Source organism: uncultured Phascolarctobacterium sp. (genome assembly GCF_905212365.1).
Classification (GTDB): Bacteria; Bacillota; Negativicutes; order Acidaminococcales; family Acidaminococcaceae; genus Phascolarctobacterium_A.
In genome coordinates this window covers 1-1,932 of record NZ_CAJMEH010000107.1, presented here as the reverse complement: position 1 = coordinate 1,932, position 1,932 = coordinate 1, and the positions used below count along the sequence as shown (strand labels likewise).

The 1,932-nt window shown below is 46.7% G+C and carries 2 protein-coding genes; one reads left to right on the top strand and one right to left on the bottom strand.

The features are described from left to right. Positions 1–214: 214 nt before the first annotated feature. Positions 215–475 carry a type II toxin-antitoxin system prevent-host-death family antitoxin gene (locus tag QZ105_RS10445; protein ID WP_293729858.1) on the bottom strand — a complete coding sequence of 87 codons (261 nt, stop codon included), beginning with the start codon at positions 473–475 and terminating at the stop codon, positions 215–217. Between the two features lie 194 nt (positions 476–669). On the opposite strand from QZ105_RS10445, the gene QZ105_RS10440 reads away from it, so the two are divergent. Further along, positions 670–1,821 (top strand): DUF4143 domain-containing protein, encoded by a 1,152-nt coding sequence (locus tag QZ105_RS10440; RefSeq protein ID WP_293729857.1) that lies wholly within the window; start codon positions 670–672, stop codon positions 1,819–1,821. Positions 1,822–1,932: the final 111 nt, after the last annotated feature.

The following is a 1,932-nucleotide window of genomic DNA, read 5'->3' as shown; positions in this document are numbered from 1 at the left end:
TACCGGCGTTCTGCAAAACAGAACGGAGATACTGCTAAATAGATACCGTAAGGTATCGCCCTACTTATGTAATTTTACTAAGGTCATTTCGCCGCAATATGCCGTATATCAGCTATTGCGTGCGTAAATATCATACCATATAACAAAAATATAAACAAGGATAATTTATAGTAAAAATATAGTGACGGATAAAGCTTCGGGTGAATAGAGTATTTTATTTTCCATGGAACCTTTCCTGAACACATGCTTTTACTTCGTCGGCAGAAAGCCAGCCGTTTTTTTCACCTGATTTTTTTCCTTGTGCCAGTTCATTTGCCAGGCGCAGAGTAGCTTTAGCTTTTTCATAGTCAAGAATATCAACGATGGCATATTTGCCGCGGCCATTCTTCGTTAAAAATACCGGCGAGCCGGCTGTAACGTCGTGTAAGACTTCATTATAATTGCGTAAATCAGAAATAGGTTTAATGTTAGGCATAAAATCACTCCTTTTGATGATTTTATTATATATTAGTATGCTGAGAAATTCAACGTAAAATTAATATGTTAACTTTGCGTAATACTTACGGTTAATCGTGCTTTAGAAATCAAAAGAGGACAGCCTGCGTTTATATGCTGTACAGTAGAAAGATGAACGCGAGCTGTAAGTTTGCTTCGTAAAGAAAGGAAATCATGAATAATTTACAAGAAGCTATCTGCAATCTACAACTGAATAATAACTTGGTTATTCTGCGCACCTGCGGCGGTGAGCGGCAAAAGGAGCTTTTGTCTTCTTTGACGCAGGATTATACGACGGTGGATTTATCCTTGCCCAACCTGCGCTTGCAGGCGCAGCAGAATCCGCAGCTTTTTGCTGAAGGCCTGCGCTTGCCTGTTTATCTGGCAAATTTACAGTATGTTCCGGATTTGCTGCCAGCGCTGTTATCTGAGGAGCTTATTTTAGGGAAGATTTTGGCCAGCTGTTCGCAGAGTTATTATTTGGAAAAGCTGGCTGCGCAGACGAACGCAGGCCGTGCTGCTTTTGTGGAGCTGCCTTTGCAGAATGCGGCTTCGGCTGCGCGTAAGCCCTTTGTGCCGCAGGAGGAATATTTGCAAGGATTGCTCGGCGCTGCTAAGCAGCGGGCTATTGTATCCGCTATCTTGGGAGAACAGGCCGCTTATTCCGCCTGGGTGCGGCGCGTTTTGCAGCAGGATATTATGGAACAGACGACAGTTAGCGACGGTATGAAGTTTTACCGCTTTTTATGCGCCGTGGCCAGCATGACGGGCTGCGTGGTGAATTATACTATTCTGGCTAATAACGTGGGTATTACCGCGCCGACGGCCAAGCAGTGGCTGCAGTTTTTAGCGGGCACGGGGCTGGTGTACCTTTTGCAGCCGGTGGAACGTGTGGAGGGAAAGCGTTTGGTGAAGGCGCCTAAGGTGTATTTTCGTGAGGCTGGCGTGGCGGCGTATTTATTGCAGCTGCATGACGGCGCGTCGCTTTTGCAGAGCGTGTATTTTAAGAATCTGTACGAAAATTATGTGGTCAGCGCACTGCGGGAAAGTTATTTGCAATGGGGCGAGCTGCCTGCTTTTCGCTTTTACCGCGATTCCAATAATAAGGAAATCAGCCTGCTTGTGCAGGCGCAAGGAGCGCTGTATCCTGTTATGATTTGTCAGGAAACATTTAGCGCGAACAGGTTGAGTAAGTGTTTTGCGCTGCTGCCGGGGTATGCGGCAGAACAGGGGTTACAGCTGGGCATTGGCTGCGTGATAACGCTGGGAGGCGAGTGCAGGCAGGTAAGCGGAGGTTTGTGGCAGGTTAATGCGGCTGTGCTGTGAGCAAATGATTAGTTGAGCAGAACGGGTAAGGAATTTTATGCGTTCTGCTCTTTTTGGTGTGCCCGGCATGGGCGATAACTAGGTGGTGAAAGTCCACTACGCGCTCGGTAG